13 protein-coding genes and 1 pseudogene are annotated in these 13,962 nt (G+C 69.3%); 7 read left to right on the forward strand and 7 right to left on the reverse strand.

Going from position 1 to position 13,962, the window contains the following annotated elements; all coding sequences use genetic code 11:
• Positions 1-110 precede the first annotated feature (110 nt).
• Entirely contained in the window at positions 111-992 is an 882-nt protein-coding gene (locus tag ACK59X_RS11175; RefSeq protein WP_409957389.1) for a chromate resistance protein ChrB domain-containing protein, read from the forward strand.
• A gap of 23 nt (positions 993-1,015) precedes the next feature.
• Positions 1,016-2,401 (forward strand): annotated as a pseudogene (gene chrA / locus ACK59X_RS11180) (chromate efflux transporter).
• Here chrA and ACK59X_RS11185 read toward each other — a convergent pair.
• Positions 2,387-3,271: a LysR substrate-binding domain-containing protein gene (locus ACK59X_RS11185; protein WP_409957390.1), complete on the reverse strand. Its 885-nt coding sequence runs from the start codon at positions 3,269-3,271 to the stop codon at positions 2,387-2,389. The pseudogene chrA and the gene ACK59X_RS11185 sit on opposite strands and share 15 nt — an antisense overlap.
• 238 nt (positions 3,272-3,509) lie before the next feature.
• Here ACK59X_RS11185 and ACK59X_RS11190 point away from each other — a divergent pair, with 238 nt between their 5' ends.
• Both ACK59X_RS11190 and ACK59X_RS11195 read left to right on the forward strand, forming a co-directional pair.
• On the forward strand, positions 3,510-4,505 hold the full coding sequence (locus ACK59X_RS11190) for a tripartite tricarboxylate transporter substrate binding protein (protein ID WP_409957391.1): 996 nt from the start codon (positions 3,510-3,512) through the stop codon (positions 4,503-4,505).
• Positions 4,502-5,689 carry a M20 aminoacylase family protein gene (locus tag ACK59X_RS11195; protein ID WP_409957392.1) on the forward strand — a complete coding sequence of 396 codons (1,188 nt, stop codon included), beginning with the start codon at positions 4,502-4,504 and terminating at the stop codon, positions 5,687-5,689. Before ACK59X_RS11190 ends, ACK59X_RS11195 begins: the two co-directional genes overlap by 4 nt.
• On the opposite strand, the gene ACK59X_RS11200 is transcribed toward ACK59X_RS11195, so the two are convergent.
• Positions 5,676-6,719 carry a phenylacetaldoxime dehydratase family protein gene (locus ACK59X_RS11200; protein ID WP_409957393.1) on the reverse strand — a complete coding sequence of 348 codons (1,044 nt, stop codon included), beginning with the start codon at positions 6,717-6,719 and terminating at the stop codon, positions 5,676-5,678. The two genes, ACK59X_RS11195 and ACK59X_RS11200, sit on opposite strands and share 14 nt — an antisense overlap.
• A gap of 7 nt (positions 6,720-6,726) precedes the next feature.
• A complete protein-coding gene (locus ACK59X_RS11205) occupies positions 6,727-7,761 on the reverse strand; it encodes a carbon-nitrogen hydrolase family protein (protein ID WP_409957394.1) in 1,035 nt (344 codons plus the stop codon).
• Between the two features lie 242 nt (positions 7,762-8,003).
• Between ACK59X_RS11205 and ACK59X_RS11210 the strand changes: the two genes are divergently transcribed.
• A complete protein-coding gene (locus ACK59X_RS11210) occupies positions 8,004-8,957 on the forward strand; it encodes a helix-turn-helix domain-containing protein (protein WP_409957395.1) in 954 nt (317 codons plus the stop codon).
• A 13-nt stretch (positions 8,958-8,970) separates the two neighbouring features.
• On the opposite strand, the gene ACK59X_RS11215 is transcribed toward ACK59X_RS11210, so the two are convergent.
• Positions 8,971-9,417 (reverse strand): hypothetical protein, encoded by a 447-nt coding sequence (locus ACK59X_RS11215; RefSeq protein ID WP_409957396.1) that lies wholly within the window; start codon positions 9,415-9,417, stop codon positions 8,971-8,973.
• 150 nt (positions 9,418-9,567) lie between these two features.
• Positions 9,568-10,188, reverse strand: a complete 621-nt coding sequence (locus ACK59X_RS11220) for a DUF1003 domain-containing protein (RefSeq protein WP_409957397.1) — start codon at positions 10,186-10,188, stop codon at positions 9,568-9,570.
• A 377-nt stretch (positions 10,189-10,565) separates the two neighbouring features.
• On the opposite strand from ACK59X_RS11220, the gene ACK59X_RS11225 reads away from it, so the two are divergent.
• Both ACK59X_RS11225 and ACK59X_RS11230 read left to right on the forward strand, forming a co-directional pair.
• Positions 10,566-11,231 carry a lipocalin family protein gene (locus tag ACK59X_RS11225; RefSeq protein ID WP_409957398.1) on the forward strand — a complete coding sequence of 222 codons (666 nt, stop codon included), beginning with the start codon at positions 10,566-10,568 and terminating at the stop codon, positions 11,229-11,231.
• Between the two features lie 64 nt (positions 11,232-11,295).
• Positions 11,296-11,637, forward strand: a complete 342-nt coding sequence (locus ACK59X_RS11230) for a FlxA-like family protein (protein WP_409957399.1) — start codon at positions 11,296-11,298, stop codon at positions 11,635-11,637.
• Between the two features lie 93 nt (positions 11,638-11,730).
• Here the strand turns inward: ACK59X_RS11230 and ACK59X_RS11235 are convergent, their stop codons facing one another.
• Positions 11,731-13,371, reverse strand: coding sequence for an ABC transporter ATP-binding protein (locus tag ACK59X_RS11235; protein WP_409957400.1), 1,641 nt, complete (start codon positions 13,369-13,371; stop codon positions 11,731-11,733).
• Positions 13,368-13,962: ABC transporter permease subunit (locus ACK59X_RS11240; RefSeq protein WP_409957401.1), on the reverse strand; the 595-nt coding region annotated here is incomplete at its 5' end. The genes ACK59X_RS11240 and ACK59X_RS11235, both read right to left, overlap by 4 nt.

Raw genomic sequence — 13,962 nt, forward strand, 5'->3', positions numbered from 1 at the left:
TGCTAAGATCTTCGCATCGGGAACCCAGCCTCCCGAATCCTCACGGATAGATGGTGTCCCATCCAAGTGCTGATCACTCTTTGCCGGAGTCATCATCCGTGGACACCGCTATGGGCAACGCCCCTTTCTCCTCTTTCTCCATTCTTCCCCAGGACCTCGCTGCGCGCATCGGTACGCCCGGTGCGCCGTTGCTGCTGGACGTGCGTCGCCCGCCCCGCTTCGCCGAGAGCACGCACCTGCTGGCCGGCGCGCAGCATTGCACGCCCGAAGGCCTGGCCCGTCTGGCCGCCAGCGCGCCGCCCTGCGAAGCCGTTGCCTACTGCGTCTACGGCCATGCCGTGAGCCAGGAGGCGGCCGCCATGCTGCGCCAGGCGGGCTGGAACGCGCGCTTCCTGGCCGGCGGGTTCGAAGGCGGCGAGCCTGGCGCCGACACGCCCGAGGACCTGGCCCGCTGGCGCGCCGTGCGGCCCCTGGCCGTGCGCAAGCGAACCGACCTGGGCGTGGACGGCAGCACCGCGTCGCGCTGGGTCACCCGCGCGCGGCCCCGGATCGACCGCGTGGCCTGCCCCTGGCTGGTGCGCCGCTTCATCGACCCGCGCGCGGAATTCTTTTACGTGGAAGCGGCCCAGGTGCTGGCCGAGGCACAGCGGCTGGGCGCCGTGGCCTTTGACGCACCCAATGCACCCATCACACATGATGGCCCGTGGTGCAGCTTCGATGCGCTGCTGGCCGCCTTCGAACTGCAGGCCGACCCGGCCTTGGCCGCGCTGGCCCGCATCGTGCGCGCCGCGGACACCGACGCAGTGCAGGCACCCCAGGCCGCGGGGCTGCTGGCCGTGTCGCTGGGCCTGTCGCAGCTGCACGCCGGCAGAGATCTGGCCATGCTGTCGGCCGCAATGCCCGTGTACGACGCGCTGTACGCCTGGTGCCGCCTGGAAGTGCAAGGCGTGCAGGAGCGCCAGGGCTGGACACCCGAGGCGGTGCGGGCATGACCGATACGAACCACGATCCGACGATGGCGCGCAGCACGAACCCCACCGCGGCCCTGGCCGGCCCATCCGATGCCCCCGCCACCGGTGCACGCCCTGCCGACGTGCCCTTCATCCAGGCCTTCTGGTTCTGGCTCAAGCTCGGCTGCATCAGCTTTGGCGGGCCGGCCGGGCAGATTGCGATCATGCACACCGAGCTGGTGGAGCGGCGCCGCTGGATCAGCGAGAAGCGATTTCTGCACGCGCTCAACTTCTGCATGGTGCTGCCCGGCCCCGAGGCGCAGCAGCTGGCCACCTACATCGGCTGGCTGATGCACCGCACGCGCGGCGCCGTTGTGGCGGGCGCGCTGTTCGTGCTGCCTTCCCTGGTGCTGCTGGTGCTGCTGTCGTGGGTCTACATCGCCTGGGGGCACCTGCCGGTGGTGGAGGGCGTCTTCTACGGCATCAAGCCGGCGGTGACGGCGCTGGTGCTGCATGCGGCGCACCGCATCGGCACGCGCGCGCTCAAGAACCGCTGGCTGTGGGGCATTGCAGCGGCGGCCTTCGTGGCGATCATGGCGTTCAGCGTGCCCTTTCCGGCCATCGTGCTCGCGGCCGCGCTGGCCGGGCATGTGGCCGGGCAGCGCTGGCCGCAGCTGTTCGCGGCCGGTGGGCATGGCAGTGCCCAGCGCAGCTATGGGCCGGCGCTGATCGACGATGACACGCCCACGCCGGCCCATGCGGTGTTCAGCCGTGCGCGGCTAGCGCAGGTGCTGGCCGTGGGCGGCGGCCTGTGGCTGGCGGCCATGGGGGTGCTGGTGGCGCTGCACGGCTGGCAGGGCACGCTGGCGCAGCTGGGCTGGTTCTTCACCTAGGCAGCGCTTCTGACCTTTGGCGTGGCCTATGCGGTGCTGCCCTATGTGTTCCAGGGTGCGGTGGAGCACTACCAATGGCTCAGCGCGCAGCAGATGATCGACGGCCTGGCGCTGGGCGAAACCACACCGGGCCCGCTGATCATGGTGGTGGCTTTCGTGGGTTTTCTCGGCGGCTGGCTGCACGAGGTGCTGGGGCCGGGCACGGCGTTCTGGTCGGGGGCGCTGGCGGCGTCGGTGGTGACCTTCTTCACCTTCTTGCCCTCGTTCGTGTTCATCCTGGCCGGCGGGCCGCTGATCGAGACCACGCACAACCAGCTGCGCTTCACCGCGCCGCTCACGGCCATCACCGCGGCCGTGGTGGGGGTGATCCTGAACCTGGCGCTGTTCTTTGCCTGGCATGTGTGGTGGCCCAAGGGCTTTGCGGGCGGGGTGGACCTGGCGTCCGTCGCCATCACGCTGCTGGCGGCCGTGGCGCTGTTCCGCTTCAAGCTCGGGGTGCTGCCGCTGCTGGGCGGCTGCGCATTGGCAGGCCTTGCGCTTCGGCTAGTCTTTCAGTAGCTCCTGCACCAGCGTGCGCACGATGGGCATGGCCGGGGCCTCGCTGCGGCTGGCCAGGGTGACCAGGCCGAACAGCGCGGTGGTGATCTCGCCGGGCACCATGGGCAGCTCCACCAGGTCGGGCGCGGCGGCGCGCACGGCCAGCAAGATGGCGTCGCTCTTGCGCACCACCTCGACCAGGCTCGGGATCTCCTCGCAGCGCAGGGTCACGCAGGCGGCGGGGTGCGCCTGAGGCCCATAGGTCTCCATGAGCCGGCGCGCGACCTCGTCGCTGAGCGGGGTGGAGGCAATCGGGTAGTCCTTGAGCATCTCGAAGCGCACGCCGCCGCGCTTGCGCAGCAGCGGGTGGCCGCGCCGCACCATGAAGGAGCCGCGGATCTCGCAGACCAGCTCGGTGCGCAGGTCGGTGGCGGGCTGCAGCGAGCGCGCGTCGATGACCAGCGCATCGAGCTGGCGGTCGCGCAGCGCCTGTACCAGCCAGTCGGTGCTGCCGCGCGAGATCTCCAGCGTGAGCTGCGGGTGGCGCGTGGCCACCTGCATGAGCAGCGGCGTCATCAGCAATGCGCCGGGGCCCGAGCCCAGGCCGATGCGGATGGCGCCGCCCTCGCCCTCGCGCATGCGCTGGCCCAGGGCATGCAGCTCGGCGGCGTCGTCCACCAGGCGCTGGGCGCGCTGCAGCACCTGGCGGCCAAAGGGCGTGAGCTCGCTGCGCCGGCCGATGCGGTCGAACAGGGGCAGGCCCAGCTCGTCCTCGATGGAGCGGATGCTGCGGCTGAGCGCCGGCTGCGTGAGGTGCATGGCCTCGGCCGACTTGCTGAACGAGCCGGTCTGCGCCAGCGAAATGAAGTGCCGAAGCTGCACCAAAGTCATGCCGATTGCCCCCTTCTGGTGCAAGAAAATTGAATAACTTCAACTCATGCTAACCCACTTTGCAATGCATTGGACGCGCAGAAACGCCGATCCTAAGATGGCCCGGCTGACCTGCAAAACGTGCCCCGAAAGAGCTGCGTGGCAGGCCAGAGGGTGTCGAAAAAACGCATGCCATGGTTGCCATGGCCGCCTACCAATTTGTCCGCAAGGGATCGAAATGAAGCACACAACGATTGCGATGAAACGCCTGCTCGCCACACTGGCTGGGCTCACGGGCCTGGTACTGGGCGCGGGCCCCCTGGCCGCGTGGGCCCAGGCCCCCAACGCCTACCCCGCCAAGCCGGTGAGCCTGATGGTGCCCTACCCGGCCGGCGGCCCGTCGGATGCGATGGCGCGCATCCTCAACACGCCCATGGCCCGCGAGCTGGGCCAGCAGGTGATCGTGGAGAACCTGGGCGGTGCGGCCGGTGCCATGGCCGCGCAGAAGGTGCTGGCCGCGCCGGCCGACGGGTACTACATTTTCCAGGGCTCTCCCAACGAGGCCATCCTGGCGCCGCTGGCCAATGCCGCGGTGAAGCTGCGCACGGAGGACTTCCGCCTGGTGCACCCGGTGTCCGACGCGGCCATGGTCTTCGTGACGCGCAAGGACCTGGGCGTGAACAGCGTGGACGAACTCATCGCGCTGGCACGCACGCCGGGCAAGGACCCGCTGTCCTATGGCAGCGTGGGCATGGGCTCGCTGTACCACCTGATCCTGGAGAAGGTGCAGCAGACCACGCACACCACCATGCAGCACATCCCCTACAAGGGCAATGCGCCGCTGCTGCAGGACCTGGGCGGCGGGCAGCTCGACTTTGCGGTGCTGGTCTACAGCTCTGCCATGGGGGCCATGGCCGACCAGGGGCGGCTGAAGATCATCGGTCAGCTGGGCGCGCAGCGTTCGGAGATGCTCAAGAACATTCCCACGGTGAGTGAAGGCAAGACCCTGCCCAACTTCTCGTACAAGATCTGGACCGGTTTCATGGTGCCCAAAAAGACGCCCGAGCCCGTGGTGCAGCGGCTGCACCAGGCGATTGGCCGCGCACTCAAGGACCCGACGGTGCACACCCAGCTCGCAGCGCAGTCCATGGTGGCATCGCCGGCGATGACGCTGGCCGAGTCCACCGCCTTCTTCGAGAGCGAGACCGCGCGCTACCGCGAGATCGCGCGCTCCATCAACCTGCAGCCGCAATGATGACGACGATGGTCCACAGCACCCTGTTCGACACACTGGAAGAGCGCGCCAGCGAGTTCATCGCCCTGCGCCGCGACATCCACCGCCATCCCGAGCTGGCCTTTGAGGAGCAGCGCACGGCCGAACTGGTGGCCGAGCGGCTGGAGCGCTGGGGCTACCAGGTGGAGCGCGGCATCGGCGGCACGGGCGTGGTGGGCCGCATGGTGCGCGGCCACGGCCCGCGCCTGGGCCTGCGCGCCGACATGGACGCCCTGCCCATCACCGAGGCCACGGGCGTGGACTGGAGCAGCGCCCACCCGGGCGTGATGCATGCCTGCGGGCACGATGGCCACACCGCCATGCTGATGGCGGCGGCCTGGTACCTGGCCGAGCATGGCCGGTTCAGCGGCACGCTGAACCTGATCTTCCAGCCCGCCGAGGAAGGCGGCGGCGGCGCGCTGCGCATGATGGCCGACGGCCTGTTCACGCGCTACCCCTGCGATGCCGTGTTCGCCATGCACAACATGCCCGGCGTGGAACAGGGCCACCTGCTGCTGCGCGAGGGGCCGGCCATGGCCTCGAGCGACTATGCCACCATCACGCTCGAGGGCGTGGGTGGCCACGGGGCCATGCCGCACGTGGCCATCGACCCCGTGGTGGCCGCGGCCAGCCTGGTGATGGCGCTGCAGACCATCGTCTCGCGCAACGTGGACCCGCAGCAGATGGCCGTGGTCACCGTGGGCGCCCTGCACGCCGGCCAGGCCAACAACGTGATCCCGGCCAGCGCGGTGCTGGAAATCAGTGTGCGCGCCATGGACAGCGGCGTGCGCCGGTTGCTGGAGCAGCGCATCCGCGCACTGGTGGAGGCCACCGCCACGGGCCATGGCGTGCGCGCCCAGCTCGACTGGCGGCCCGGCTACGCCGTGCTCGTCAACACCCCGGCCGAGACCGCACTGGCGCGCCAGGTGGCGCTGGACCTGGTGGGACCCGAGCGCGTGACCCTGCAGGCCGAGGCCCTGCCGGCCAGCGAAGACTTTGCCTTCATGCTGGAGCAGGTGCCGGGCTCCTACCTGCAGATCGGCAACGGCAATGCACCGGGCGGTTGCATGGTGCACCACCCGGGCTACGATTTCCACGATGGCAACATCGTGGTGGGCGGCGCCTACTGGGTGCGGCTGGCCGAGACCTTTCTCAAGCCCCAGTGACGGCCCCGAGCATGCCCGTGCGAGGGTGGCAGTTGAAGTACTCGAAATACTGCTCCTCGGCCCGGGCCACCGTGACCTCGTGGTAGAGCTTGAGTTGTGCCGCCGGGCCCATGGTGCCCAGGTACTTCATGGCCGCGCCGAAGATGGCCACATGCGTGGGGTGCGACTCGGCCCAGCGCTCCAGTGCGGCCAGGCTGCGCCACCAGCCCATGCCGAAGCTCTTGTCCAGCGCCTGGCCTGCCGGATCGACCACGGTCAAGTAGCGGTTGGCATAGCAGTCCACCGCGCGGCCCTGGTCCTGCAGGAAGTCCATGCCCGCGCGCAGCACGGGCTCGACCTCCTCGGTGTACATGCGGCGCTCATCTCCTTCCGTACCGGTCCAGTCCTGGCCGGAGCGGATGAGGCACAGGTTCTCGTGCGGCAGCACGCGCTGGTGCAGGCCGTCGGTGAGAACCTGCGGCGCGCCCTCGGGCGCCATGCCGTCGGTCTGCGACAGGGCCAGCCGGTCGCGCATGCCGCCCCAGTAGGCATGCTCCTGAATGGGGTCGCCCAGGCCGCTGGACACGCCGGCCACGCCCTCTATCCCATCGCTGGAAAACAGCGTCTCGAAGCGGTCGGCCGCAGGCTGCAGCACCTCGGTGAACAGGCCCAGCCCGGGGTCGTTGAACGCGCCGGATGCCCAGCGCGCGCCATGCGCGGCAAACCAGGCGGCGTAGGCGGCCGGGTCGTCCCAGTAGCCGATGGTGATCGTATTGAGATAGCCCGCCTGGTCCACGCACCGCGCGCGGTCCCAGTGGCCCGGGCCGTTGGCGGCGTCAAAGGCCTCGGCGATGCAGTGCAGGGCCCGCTCTGCCAGGGCGGGAGTGGGCGCATCCGCCCGGTGCTGGAGGCCGAAGTAGGCCATGACCACGCGCGTGACTTCGGGGCGGTAGCGTGCCACCGTCGCCGGGTACGGTGGCACATAGTCGTCGGGCACCCGGCGGTGGCGAAGGCGCGGGCACTGCAGGTGCGGGGGGATGGCGGATTCCATGGCGCGCTCACTCGGCCATGGCAAGGGCGGGCTCAGCCGCGGCGGCTTCGTTGGCCGCCACGGGTGCGGCCATGCCGGCGGGCACCTGTGACACCACGCGGTCGCCGGGCGTCTGGTTGAGCAAGAGGCGCGTGACGTCGGGGCGCGCGTAGTGGCCGGCGGGGTCGGCCGCAGTCTTGGCCAGGGAGATGGTGCCCAGGTCGATGTCGGCCAGCACCAGGCCCTCTTCCTTCTCACCCAGCGGGGTGCCCAGCGAGGCACCGTCGGGCCCGTAGATGCGCGCAAAGCCCCCACCTTCGAGCAGCAGCTGGCGCTGTAGGTCGTCGGTGCACAGCATGGCCACCATCTCCTTGGATACGGTGGCGCACGGCGCGACCACGAAGCAGCCGCCCTCCACCGCATAGACCTGGCTGGCGGCGTTGTTGACCTCGGCCCCGAGCGCATGGGCCGCGCCGCGGTACAGCGAGAAGCTGGGCCAGGCACCCACGTGGATCTGCTCGTTCTGCGCGTACATGGCGTACTTGCTCAAGGGTTGCAGGTGCTCCCAGCAGGCCAGCATGCCGATCCGGCCGATGGCGGTGTCCATGACGGCAAGGTCGCTGCCGTCGCCCTCGCCGAACACGGTGCGCTCCACGTGCGTGGGCTTGAGCTTGCGCCGCGTCTTGACCACGCGGCCCTGGTCGTCGAACAGGGCCTGGGCGATGTAGAGGCTGCCGCCGGCGCGCTCGCTGTAGCCCGTGGACATCCAGATGCCGATGTCGCGCGCGGCCTGCGCCAGGCGCTGGAACTCGGCCGAGCCCACCACCAGCGAATTGTCGTTGTAGCGCTGCACGTACTGCATGCCCAGGGCAGGCGCGCTGAGCCATATCCACCAGGGGTAGCCGGGGATCCAGGTCTCGGGGAAGGTGACGAGCTGGGCACCCTGCTTCGCGGCCTCCTTCATCAACGCGATGGTCTTGTCGATGGTGGCATCGAGGTCGAGGAACACGGGTGCGGCCTGGACGGCGGCGACGCGCAGTTGGGGGTGGTGGGTGGCGGGCATGGGAGGGTCTCTTTCAGGGTTGGCGATGCGAGGATTTCACTGCGCACAGGGCCCCGCCGTCTTGCCCCAGACTCTCCTGCCACTTGATTGCAGTCCACTTGACTGGAACCCTCCTGTCTTTTGCTTCAGGCTCGCCACCCCGGGTTTACCGGCATGGGGCTTGCTTGAAGAACCGGCCCGGTCGGAGGATGATGGGCTTGTTGCCCTTCTCCCCCGCCCCCCCCCCCGCTTGAGACCCGCCCATGAGCCAACTCTTGAGTACCGATGCCATCGCCCCGCGCGAGCGGCTGGCCTACTGGACCGACATGATCTGCAGCACCTATGTGCAGCTCGAATGCGATGCACCGGATGCCCAGGGCTTCGGCGGCTCCATCCAGAGCCACCACCTGCCGGGGCTGGACCTGTCGGTGGTGCGCTCGCGGGCGCAGCGCGTGGTGCGCACGCCGCGCTCCATCTCGCGCGCCGCGGACGACTGCTTTATAGTGAGACTGCAGACCCGGGGCCATGGCGTCATATCGCAGGATGGACGCCAGGCCACCGTGGCCCCCGGCGACTTTGCGCTGTACGACAGCACCCGGCCCTACACGCTGCAGTTCAGCGAGGATTTCGAGGAGATCGTGCTCAAGCTGCGCGGCGAACAGTTGCGTGCGCTGGTGGCCGGTACCGAGCAGTTGACCGCCACCACCGTCTCGGGCCAGAGCGGCGCCGGGCACCTGATGGCCCACATGGTCACCGCGCTGCGCGACGAGGCGCAGCGCCTGCCTGCGGCCTCCGCTGCCGCCGTGGCCAGCGGTGTCATCAACGTGCTGGCCGCCGGCCTGCAGTCGCTGCCCGCCTGCGGCCGCGCCGAGCCCTCGGCCATGGGGGCCTACCATGTGGCGCGCATCAAGCGCCACATCGACACGCGGCTGCGCGATCCGGGGCTGAGCATCGAATCCGTGGCCGCCGACCTGGGCATGTCCGTCGGCCACCTGCACCGGCTGTTCAAGACCGAGCCGCAGTCGCCCTCGCACTACCTCTGGGCGCAGCGGCTCGATGGTGCCAGCCGCGAACTGCTGGATGCGCGCCGCGCCAGGGCCGCGGTGTCGGAGATCGCCTTCGGCTGGGGTTTCAACGATGCGGCGCATTTCAGCCGCGCGTTCAGGGAGCGGTTCCAGCAGTCGCCCCGGGAGTGGCGGGCACAAAAGCCCGACTGAAACACCATCGTCGCTACCCCGCCAGCAAATGCAACTGGCCGAACGGCATGTGGTGCATCAACTCCCTGAGCAGAAGCAAGGTGGTGGCGAATTCCACACTCTCGGTCAGGCCCTCGCTCGCGGCGGGCCGGCCTTCGGACACGGCCGCCAGGCGCTGGAACAGGCGCTCCATGGCCTCCAGCGTGAGCAGCATGGTGGCGGGACCGCGCGGCACGCCGGCCAGTTCGGCCAGGGCCACCAGATGGGGATCGGTGGACCACCAGGCAGCTCGGGCCGCCCCGGGCTGCTGTGCGTACTGCCGGTGGGCCAGGTAGACCTCGTCCTCCACGCTGGCGATGGCGTTCTCCAGCTCCAGCGGGGTCGGCACGTCGCGCCGGAAGAACGTGTGTGCGGTCTTGTGCCTGCCCACGGTCAGGCTCACCAGGGGGCCGGGCGCGCCGGACTCGCCCAGCAGGGCCACCAGCGTGTGCGCGGTGCCGATGTGCAGTAGCGCGATGGGCTGCCCAGGCGCGGCGCGGCCGTACAGGGCCTGCCGGGCGGCAGCAATGTCGAAGGGATTCGCATGGCCCGCCGCGGCGGCCGGTGGCCGGGGGTGGGTGGCAAAAACGGCTCAGCCCTTCCGTGCAGCGGCGTCCGAGCCCGCGTCGCCCGGCTGCAGCGCCCCCGGCTGGCCGGCCTGCTGCTGGCTGCGGGCGACCGCCGGGATGTAGTGCATGCGGTGGTGCATCTCCACCGTCAGCGCCTCGATACGCTCGCCGAGCTTGCGGGTCATCTCGGTCAGTCGGGTGTTCTGCTCCAGCAGGTCGAGCAGTTGGGCGCTGTGCTGCGCAGCCACGGCCTGGCGCTCGGCGGTGGCCTGGGCCAGGGCTTCGCGGTGCCGGGCGTCGGCGTCGGCGTGCAGGCGGTCGCGCTCGGCCTGGCGGGTCTGGGCCAGCAGGATCAGCGGCGCCGCATAGGCCGCCTGCAGGCTGAACACCAGGTTCAGCAGGATGAAGGGGTAGGCGTCGAACGTCACCACGCCCGACAGGTTGAGGGCGATCCACACCGCCACGAAGCCGGTCTGTGCGAGCAGAAAGCGGGGCGAGCCGAACATGCGGGCAAAGGCCTCGGCCTTGCGGGCAAAGCCATCGTTGCCGAAGGGTGGCGACAGGTGCTCGTGCGCGCGGTGAAAGCGCAGGTGGTCGACCGCGGCGGGGGCCGGGTTGCTGGCGGATGGCGTAGTGGTCGTCATGCAAAGGACCTCAGGCAAGCGATGGCAGGCGATGGCAAACAGTGGCAAGCGTACCTGCCACTCTACCCGCTGGGCGCGTTCAAGTTCCGTGCCAGCGCTGCGGGACCGTGCGGAGCCCACTCTCCCCGCCGATCCGTGACTTTTGTGGCAACAAGGCTGGCGAAGTGGGAACCCGGCCGCCCCCGGCGGCACCGGCACATGGTCTGATGCGCGGCATGTCGGCCCCCACCCCGCCGACAAGCGATGCCAGCACGCGCCTACACGCGGCCGCCAGCGCCCTCCTTACATTGACTCCATCGCCGCAGAACAGGCAGCGCCCGCCCCGGTGGCCGGCCCATGCCAGGACTGCGACGAACCCTTCAGCCAGGGAAACCACCATGCCTGACACCATTGTTGAACTGCACCAGTTGCAAGATCTGCGAGACACGCCCGCACCCGCCCCAGCGCGCACCGCCACCGGCGCCGCGCGCTCGGTGGGCCGCCGCTTCCTGCCCAACACCATTGGCGTGTTGGCGCTCGGTGCGGTGCTGTTCTTCACGGCGTGCTCCACGCACCCGCCTGCCGGCATTGAGCCGGTGGCGGGCTTCGACGCGCAGCGCTATGCGGGCCAGTGGTACGAGGTGGCCCGGCTGGACCATTCGTTCGAGCGCGGCCTGCAGCAGACCACGGCGAACTACATCCCCAACCCGGACGGCACCATCAAGGTGGTCAACCGCGGCTTCGACCCCGGCCGCGAGCGCTGGAAAGAAGCCGAGGGCAAGGCCCGCTTCACTGGCGCGCCCGACCAGGGCGCCCTCAAGGTCTCGTTCTTCGGACCCTTCTACGGCGGCTACAACGTGGTGGCGCTGGACCCCGACTACCAATGGTCCATGGTGGTCGGCTCCAACCGCGGCTACTTCTGGATCCTGTCGCGCACCAAGACCCTGCCGCCTGGTGTGCGCGAGCAGTTGCTGGCCAAGGCCCGGGCGCTCGGGGTGGAGGTGGACAAGGTGCTGTGGGTTGCGCAGGACGGCCCTGCCCTTGCAGCCGCCACCAAGGGTTGAACACCCCCAACAGCTCCTTCGCCTTACAGTTACAGTTTTTCCGTGCGGGGCCGATATCAGGGCCATGCAAGTCTCCGTTTCTTCATCGGCCGGCCAGGTGTCTTCGTCCAGCGGGGGCGGCGGCAGTGAGATCGCCAAGCTGCAAAAGCAGCTGCAGACGCTGACCGAGGAACTCAAGGGCCTTGCCACTTCCGACATGGAACCCAAGGCCAAGCAGCAAAAGGCCAAGCTGCTGCAGGCCCAGATCCAGATGGTGCAGGCGCAGATCACCGCCATCCAGCGCGCACGCCAGCAGGAGCAGCAGGATGCCCAGGCGCGCAAGATGGAAGCCGCCGCCCAGGCGGCGCGCGAGCAACGCCCCCCTTCGGCGGACGGCCTGGGGTCACAGGTAGATACCTACGCCTGATGGCATCTGCCGCCGGGCAGCCCCTCTCCTCACCCCAGTGCCACTGGCAAAAGCATACCGGGGTACGCTGGGGCGCCCGACATGGTCTATTCGTCAGTCCAGCCCGGCCGATGCCACCAGGCGCTGCGTGTAGGGGTGCTGCGGTGCGTCGAGCACCTGGCCCACGGCGCCGCTTTCCAGCACCTGGCCGTCCTTCATCACCAGCACCTCGTGCGCCATGGCGCGGATCACCTGTACATCATGCGTGATGAGCAGGTAGGAAAGGCCTTTTTCCTTCTGCAAGCGCTGCAGCAGCTTGAGCACCTGCTGTTGGATGGTGACGTCGAGCGCGCTGGTCGGCTCGTCGAGCACCAGCAGCTCGGGCTGCACGATGAGGGCGCGCGCAATGGCCAGGCGCTGGCGCTGGCCGCCCGAGAACTCGTGCGGGTAGCGCGCCAGCAGGCCGGGAAACTGGGCCTCGGTCAGCCCCACCTCGGCCAGGGCCGCTTCCACGCGCGTGCGGCGTTCGGCCACGCTGAGCTTGGGCTCGTGCACGCGCATGCCCTCGCCCACGATCTCCTCCACCGTGAGCCGTGGCGACAGGGACGAGAACGGGTCCTGGAACACCACCTGCACCTTGCGGCGCAGCTGCTGGTTGGCGGGCGAATTGCGCATGGCCGGCGCCTGCCAGCCCTGCCCCGCCACCTGCAGCGATCCGCCAAATGGCAGCAGCCCGAGAATCGCCTGGGCCAGTGTGGACTTGCCCGAACCCGACTCGCCCACCACGCCCAGAGTGCGGCCTGCCGGCAAGGCCAGGCTGGCGCCCTGCACGGCCACGAACTCGCCTTTCCTGAACCAGCCGCGAAAGCCCGGCAGCGGCGTGGCATAGACCACGCGCAGGTCGCTGGCCTGCAGCACGGGCGGCGCGCCAGGGGGCGGTGCCTCTTCGGTCACGTCGCGCTGGGGCTGACTCTGCATGAGCTTGCGGGTATAGGCATGCTGCGGCGCACCGAACACCTCGGCCACGGCGCCCTGCTCCACCAGCACGCCGCGCTCCATCACGGCCACACGGTCGGCAAAGCGGCGCACCAGGTTCAGGTCGTGGGTGATGAGCAGCACGGCCATGCCGGTCTGGCGCTGCAGGTCGGACAGCAGGTCCAGGATCTGGCCGCGCAGGGTCACGTCGAGCGCTGTGGTGGGCTCGTCGGCCAGCAGCAGCTGCGGCTCGCTGGCCAGGGCCATGGCGATCATGGCGCGCTGGCGCTGCCCGCCCGAGAGCTGGTGGGGAAAGCTGTTCGCCCGGCGTGCAGGCTCGGGGATGCCGGTCTTGGCAAGCAGCTCGATGGCGGCCTGGGCGCACTGCGCGCCGGTCAGGCCCTTCTTGAGCTGCAGGATCTCTGCGATCTGCTGGCCCACGGTCATCAGCGGGTTCAGCGCCGTCATGGGTTCCTGGAAGACCATGGCGATGTCGCCGCCGCGCACGCCGCGCATCTCGCGCTCGCTCAGGGCCAGCAGGTCGCGCCCACGCAGCAGGGCCTGGCCGCTGACCTGGGCATCGCCGGCCAGGCGCAGCAGGCTCAGTGCGGTGATGGTTTTGCCAGAGCCCGATTCGCCCACCAGGGCGAGCTTTTCGCCGGGGGCGATGGTGAAGCTCGCGCCGCGTACGACTTCCTTGGTGCCGAATTGCACGTGCAGGTCACGCACGTCGAGCAATGGGCCGGTATGGGCTGCGCTCGTCACAGAAGCTGCGTTCATTTGTCGGCCTTGCGGGGATCGAGGGCGTCGCGCAGCGCATCGCCCATGAAGGTCAGCAGCAGCAGGGTGATCACCAACACGGCGAAGGTGCTCAGCGAGATCCACCATGCGTCGATGTTGTTCTTGCCTTGGCTCAGCAGCTCACCCAGGCTGGGCGTTCCCGGCGGCACGCCCAGGCCCAGGAAGTCGAGGGCCGTGAGCGACAGAATGGCGGCGCTCATGCGAAACGGCAGGAAGGTGACCACCGGGGTCAGGCTGTTGGGCAGGATGTGGCGCCACATGATCTGCGCATTGCTGACCCCGAGCGCGCGCGCGGCCTTCACGTAGTCGAGCTGGCGGTTGCGCAGGAACTCGGCCCGCACGTAGTCCGACAGGCCCATCCAGCCGAACAGGGAGAGCAGGATGAGCAGCAGCGAGATGCTGGGCGCGAACAGCGCACTGAAGATGATGAGCAGGTACAGCTCGGGCATGGAACCCCAGATCTCGATAAAACGCTGAAACGCCAGGTCGGTCTTGCCGCCGAAAAAGCCCTGTATCGCGCCGGTGACCACGCCCAGCAAAACCCCTGTGACCGTCAGTGCCAGCCCAAAC

Origin of the sequence: Acidovorax sp. (genome assembly GCF_046339755.1) — a bacterium.
Classification (GTDB): Bacteria; Pseudomonadota; Gammaproteobacteria; order Burkholderiales; family Burkholderiaceae_C; genus Acidovorax.

Coding starts and splice junctions, on each gene's coding strand:
- ACK59X_RS11220 (WP_409957397.1), bottom strand. CDS start 10,188: ATGACGACCACTACGCCATCCGCCAGCAACCCGGCCCCCGCCGCGGTC.
- ACK59X_RS11230 (WP_409957399.1), top strand. CDS start 11,296: ATGCAAGTCTCCGTTTCTTCATCGGCCGGCCAGGTGTCTTCGTCCAGC.
- ACK59X_RS11210 (WP_409957395.1), top strand. CDS start 8,004: ATGAGCCAACTCTTGAGTACCGATGCCATCGCCCCGCGCGAGCGGCTG.
- ACK59X_RS11185 (WP_409957390.1), bottom strand. CDS start 3,271: ATGACTTTGGTGCAGCTTCGGCACTTCATTTCGCTGGCGCAGACCGGC.
- ACK59X_RS11195 (WP_409957392.1), top strand. CDS start 4,502: ATGATGACGACGATGGTCCACAGCACCCTGTTCGACACACTGGAAGAG.
- ACK59X_RS11200 (WP_409957393.1), bottom strand. CDS start 6,719: ATGGAATCCGCCATCCCCCCGCACCTGCAGTGCCCGCGCCTTCGCCAC.
- ACK59X_RS11175 (WP_409957389.1), top strand. CDS start 111: ATGGGCAACGCCCCTTTCTCCTCTTTCTCCATTCTTCCCCAGGACCTC.
- ACK59X_RS11205 (WP_409957394.1), bottom strand. CDS start 7,761: ATGCCCGCCACCCACCACCCCCAACTGCGCGTCGCCGCCGTCCAGGCC.
- ACK59X_RS11190 (WP_409957391.1), top strand. CDS start 3,510: ATGAAACGCCTGCTCGCCACACTGGCTGGGCTCACGGGCCTGGTACTG.
- ACK59X_RS11225 (WP_409957398.1), top strand. CDS start 10,566: ATGCCTGACACCATTGTTGAACTGCACCAGTTGCAAGATCTGCGAGAC.
- ACK59X_RS11235 (WP_409957400.1), bottom strand. CDS start 13,371: ATGAACGCAGCTTCTGTGACGAGCGCAGCCCATACCGGCCCATTGCTC.